Annotated in this window: 6 protein-coding genes; 3 read left to right on the top strand and 3 right to left on the bottom strand. The window is 69.9% G+C overall.

Annotated elements, in window-relative coordinates:
- Positions 1-496, top strand: a 496-nt coding sequence (locus FF041_RS29170) for an SDR family oxidoreductase (RefSeq protein ID WP_153525588.1), incomplete at its 5' end; no start/stop codon positions are given.
- A gap of 309 nt (positions 497-805) precedes the next feature.
- On the opposite strand, the gene FF041_RS29165 is transcribed toward FF041_RS29170, so the two are convergent.
- Positions 806-1,396 (bottom strand): hypothetical protein, encoded by a 591-nt coding sequence (locus FF041_RS29165; RefSeq protein ID WP_153525573.1) that lies wholly within the window; start codon positions 1,394-1,396, stop codon positions 806-808.
- A gap of 1,395 nt (positions 1,397-2,791) precedes the next feature.
- On the opposite strand from FF041_RS29165, the gene FF041_RS29160 reads away from it, so the two are divergent.
- On the top strand, positions 2,792-3,532 hold the full coding sequence (locus FF041_RS29160) for a hypothetical protein (protein WP_153525572.1): 741 nt from the start codon (positions 2,792-2,794) through the stop codon (positions 3,530-3,532).
- 95 nt (positions 3,533-3,627) lie between these two features.
- Here the strand turns inward: FF041_RS29160 and FF041_RS29155 are convergent, their stop codons facing one another.
- Positions 3,628-4,041 (bottom strand): hypothetical protein, encoded by a 414-nt coding sequence (locus tag FF041_RS29155; RefSeq protein WP_407698207.1) that lies wholly within the window; start codon positions 4,039-4,041, stop codon positions 3,628-3,630.
- 75 nt (positions 4,042-4,116) lie between these two features.
- On the opposite strand from FF041_RS29155, the gene FF041_RS29150 reads away from it, so the two are divergent.
- The gene (locus FF041_RS29150; RefSeq protein WP_194292212.1) at positions 4,117-4,398 is read left to right on the top strand and encodes a peptidase inhibitor family I36 protein; all 282 of its coding nucleotides are present in this window, start codon (positions 4,117-4,119) and stop codon (positions 4,396-4,398) included.
- 267 nt (positions 4,399-4,665) lie between these two features.
- Here the strand turns inward: FF041_RS29150 and FF041_RS29145 are convergent, their stop codons facing one another.
- Positions 4,666-4,812 (bottom strand): hypothetical protein, encoded by a 147-nt coding sequence (locus FF041_RS29145; RefSeq protein ID WP_153525570.1) that lies wholly within the window; start codon positions 4,810-4,812, stop codon positions 4,666-4,668.
- Between the last annotated feature and the right edge of the window lie 92 nt (positions 4,813-4,904).

Below are 4,904 nucleotides of genomic sequence, written 5' to 3'. Positions count from 1 at the left end.
CCCGGCACACGAGATCACCGACGACGAGTGGAGCCTGATGCTCGACATCGACCTGTCGGGGTCCTGGCGGGCCATGCGCGAGGTGATTCCCGCGATGACGGCCCAGCGTTCCGGCAGCATCGTCAACGTGTCGTCGACCGCGGGCATGGTCGGCTACCGCTACTTCGCCGCATACGTCGCCTCCAAGCACGGCCTGATCGGCCTGACCCGCGCCGCGGCCCTTGACTACGCCCCGCACGGCATCCGAGTCAACGCCCTGTGCCCGGGATCCGTACGCGACGATCCGGCGCTGGAGGGACGCATGCTGGTGGAGATCGCGCGCTGCCTCGATGTGCCGGCGGAGGACCACGAACGCACGTTCGCCGAGTCACAGCCGATGAACCGCTTGGTCGAAGCAGGGGATGTGGCCACGACAGCGGTGTGGCTGGGCAGCGACGACGCGCGGCAGGTGACCGGGGCCGTCGTCCCCGTGGACGGGGGGTTCACGGCGCGGTGACCGGCATGCAGGCGGGCGGCCGATCCGATTCCGGCCGCGGCTGCGGTAGACGACGGTGGTTGCGGCCGGGTACGCACGGCCGGGAGGGGTGCGGCGGCGGATCCGCCCGTATCGCGGGGCTGTACCGCCGGGTCCGGGAGCGTGCGGACGCCACGATCGCGGAGCTGCCGCCCGCCGCGGAATACCCAAGGCAGGGTCATGGCAAAACCTCCTGAGGGGTGTGAAGCGGACGGAAGATCCCGGCCGCGCCGGACCGCGCCCGTGGGCGGTATGCCGGAATCGGCACGGCCGGGAGGTCTCCGGGTGGTGCTACACCGGGAGGACGGTGCCGTTGGCGATGCCGCTGACGGTCTGTACACCGGGAGGTTCGGCGCAGGAGCCGGGTCCGATGGGCAGGCCGAGCCATTCGATGATGACGATCTGACCGGCGTAACGGCCGGAGGTGACGAAGCTGGTGATGGCGACCGCGTCGCCGGACTGGACGGGGCCGAGCTGCATGATCTCGGCCGTACTGGTCGTGGGTCCGTTGCCGCCGTTCCAGATCACGGTGAAGGTCCCGGAGTCGTTCTGGCTTGTCAGGCAGGACTGATCCGCCTGGCCGGACACGCTGACGGCGCCGCTGAAGACGTTCAGCGGGTATCTGGAGTCGACACAGGCGGTCAGCCTTCCGTTCCCGCTGTAGGTCTCGTGCTGGACGGTGGTGAGCAGCAGTCCCGGGCTGAAGTTCAGGGTGAGGTTGCCGCTGGCGCACTCGACCAGCGGCGCGGCGGCAGCGGCGGCGGTCGGGGGTGCGGCGGACGCGGCCTGGACGGGGGGTGCTGCCAGGGTCGCACCGCAGGCGAGCAGCAGCGCGACGAGCGCTTGGGCAGCGCGGCGGCGGTGAAGCTGGAACGAGAACATCGAGCCTCCTGTGGTGGAAGGTGCATGTGTACGCAGGTGCGCATGTACGCATGTACGCAGAACACGGACAGGGAGACGAGAGGGTGTGAGAGCCCGTACCGGGAGAAAGGAAGGCGGGAGAGAAGCCGCTGCGGTCCGTCCGTGCGACCGCGTCGGGCCGGATCCGGGTTCAGACTCGTGTCCCGTGGAGTTCCCGCCGTGACGGAACTACCCGCTCCGCATGGCCCGCGACGCCCTTGTGCAAACCCGCGCCCCGGCTTCACACCCGAACGCCCCCCGTGCTCCGGAGCACGGGAGGCGAGTTCTGTACGTGTACGGGTCCCAGCCGCCAGGTGCCGGGGTGCGGCCGGGGTCCGTCCTCAGCCCCGGCGCGATGGGGAATTCAGAGCTGGTCGCGAGTCCCCAGTCGAGGAATCCCACGGGAAGCGAACACGCGGCCGGGGGGCGGACCCGTGGGTTCACCGTCAACGCGGAGATCACCTCGGCGGCCCGTCTCATAAGGGATCGGGCCAGGTCATGAAATGGCTGCGCCGCAAACATCGCCGGATCACCTGGAAGGAGCTCCGCCCCCGCTGCTGCGGGGGAGGCTGGTGGCCGACCGCCGGTAGATGGGCCGGGGCTAGATGGGGGCGTCGGCGCAATCGACCTTTTCGGATGATAGTAGGTCAATGGGGATGGCGATGACGGCTACGGAGCTGTCGCAGGAGTGGGTGTTCAGGGCCTTGGCGTCGGCGGTGCCGGTAGTGGTGATGAGCGCGGCGCTAGCGAGAGCGAGGGCGGCGAGTGCAGTTCGGCGCTGCGACGAAGACTCCGGGACGGGAGTATCCGACCCACCGGTTGTGCGACATCCCGCGGTGCGTCACGAGGCGCTAGTGCGCCGTGCGTTGCGGTGAATCGAAGACGGACCGCATTGCCCGCACACGCCCAGCGGCGGTTCTGCAACCGCCGCGTGAGCCCGCCCGATTCAACCCGGCGGCGAATGAAAGGCCGACGAGAGTGCGCTCCGCCCCCCCGACTGCCTACGGAACAGGCGTCCAGGGCACCGCCGACCCGGCGCAGCCCGTGCCCGGATCGGCAGCCGGTCCCACGGCCCGCGTATACCGAGCGGCGCCCTGGTCGGCCAGCGCCCGGCGAAGGCCGCTGAGCACACCGACCTGACGGGCGAACGGGGCGGGGCTGCTGCGTGGGTCGGCACGGGGCTGGAATCGGGGGTGCACCAGAGCGTCGGGCTCGGTCGGGGCTGAACGTCCGTATGTGTATGCCGGGTGCCGTCAGGCCCCCGCTTCGTCGCCGCTGTCGGGAGTGCGATCCTGTGCGGGACTGCTCCGGCTGCGCCGTCCGGGGGCGGGTAGTCCGCCCGTTGCGCAGAAATAGTCCTGTGAGGGAGAGTTCACGATGCGTTCTGATGTGTTATGGCGGGCCAGGCGGACGGCCGTTGTGCTGGCGGTCGTCACGGTGTCGGGGTGTTCCGCGGGGCAGGCGGACGGGGGCCGGAGCGCCCGCGACCGGCAGTCGAGTCCGTCCGCCGCGGTGCCGGCCGAGCCGCTGACAGTGGAACGTCTGGCGTCGCTGACGCTGATGGAGGGCGAGTTGCCCGGGCTGGGCGCTGGCGGAGCGCCGGTGCGCGAGGAACAGCCGTCAGACCGGCAGCGTGTCTTTCCGCCGTTGTCCGAACCCGCGTGCCAGCCACTGGTCGACGTGCGTCTGGGGCAGGACGCGGACGCGGTGGTCCAGCAGGACTTCAACTGGAAAAGCCGCCCCAATGGGGGGTCGACGATCGCCGCCTACCGCTCCACGGAGGAAGCAAAGGCGGCCTTCGCCCGGCTCGAGAAGGCCGTCGGCGTCTGCCGCTCCTACCGGGGAAAGGGCTGGTCGGGAACGTTCTGGGCGACGGTCGGCACCAAGCGGCCACCCAGGGTGGGCGACGAGGCGGTGCGCTTCCGCGAGACCATCCCCCTGGACGCCGAAATGTTCCCGGCCCCACCGGGCACCACACCCAGGTGGAAGAAGAAGGATGACTACACCGTGGTCCGCACCGGAAGAGTCATCGCAGCCTTCCACGACCTCGGGAAAGACTTCCCCGAAAGTCTGATCGCGACGCAGATCCACCGCCTGCGCACCGGGCAGAAGCCCTGAGTCCCCCTCCGGGCAAGGCCACGCACCACGCAGCTCCGTCCCCTTCCAGCACGGTGCCGCAGCCCTGTGCGGGGCCCGGGGCGGATCCTGGCAGGTCAGCTCCGCCAGTGATCGCGGTCCGGCAGTTCCACCCAGGCGTCGGGCGGTCCGGACACGGCCCGCGCGTCGGCGAGCCGCAGTCCAGCGAAACTGCACGCGTAGGCGACCGCCGCATAGTGATAGAGGTAGGCCGCGAGAACCTCCTCGGACGCATCCCCGGGAGCCGGGCCGCCGCCGGGGTGGAGATCCGACGCCTCGATGGACCCGTCGCGGGCGATGCTGCCCTGATTGCCGCTCTTGGGGTTGGCGTACAGGCCGTAGCAGCGGGTGCCGGCGGAGAGCCGGGCCAGGACACCCGGCATCTGCGGCGCGTAACCCCACGGCTGGGTGACGACGCATCCGCCCGGCACCGCGGTGACACCGACGATCCGCAGACTGGTGCCGAGGTCGTACCCGTCCGTCTCCTCCAACGCGGCCGGCGCCCGGCGATGACGCTGTCAGCCGCCCTGGCAGGGACCGCCGCCGCGGCCGAGAGCGCACCCGCGGTGAGCACCGCAAGGACGGGGAACGTCATCTGCATACACGCGTACTTCAATGACTGCGGACACGCCCCGCTCAGCGTCAGGGACCCTGCCAGGCACATCGCCGTGGACCCCCGCTGGCAGGACTCGATCTCCTCCATCAGGAACTCGACCGGCATGACCATGTGCTTCTGGGAGCACAACAACTACGAGGGCAGGCACTTCAGGGTGCCGCACGGATACGAGGTGGGGAACCTCGGAGGGAACGTGTTCAACGACGCGATCTCCTCCTGGAAGCCCTGCTAGGAGTCGATCGTCACACGATCGTGAGTGGTGGATCACGTTCGGGTGATACACCGTCATGAACTGTCCGGCGGGGAGAGACCTTTGAGCCGCTTCCCCGGGCGGACCGGGGTCGTGGAAGCCTGGACGACCGGATGGCCCTCGACGGGGCCGTGCGGAGGTTCCGGACCGGGGTGGCCCGGCGTGCTGTGCCGAAGGGTACGGGGCCCGGGCACCGGGGTGCCCGGCGTACGGCGGCACGTACGCCGGGCATCCTGTTCGGCCTGTGACCTACGTACGGGACTCCTGCTCGTCCCACATCGGCTTCATCCCGCCGTCGAAGTGCGGGCTGTCGTTGATGTTGCTGGTGTCGTTGCGGATGACGATGGTGGCCCCGTTGATGAATCCCTTGCCGGTCAGGGGGGCGTACTTGCGCAACCAGGGCCCCCGCTGCCCCCTTCGTTGAAGCCGGACCCCTCCATCGTGATCACGGCCAGGCGACGAACATTCGGACCGGACACGCCCCTGCC

This window comes from Streptomyces jumonjinensis (genome assembly GCF_009600885.1).
Classification (GTDB): domain Bacteria; phylum Actinomycetota; class Actinomycetes; order Streptomycetales; family Streptomycetaceae; genus Streptomyces; species Streptomyces jumonjinensis.
This window is presented reverse-complemented; position numbering and strand designations above follow the sequence as displayed.

Coding starts and splice junctions, on each gene's coding strand:
- FF041_RS29165 (WP_153525573.1), bottom strand. CDS start 1,396: ATGTTCTCGTTCCAGCTTCACCGCCGCCGCGCTGCCCAAGCGCTCGTC.
- FF041_RS29160 (WP_153525572.1), top strand. CDS start 2,792: ATGCGTTCTGATGTGTTATGGCGGGCCAGGCGGACGGCCGTTGTGCTG.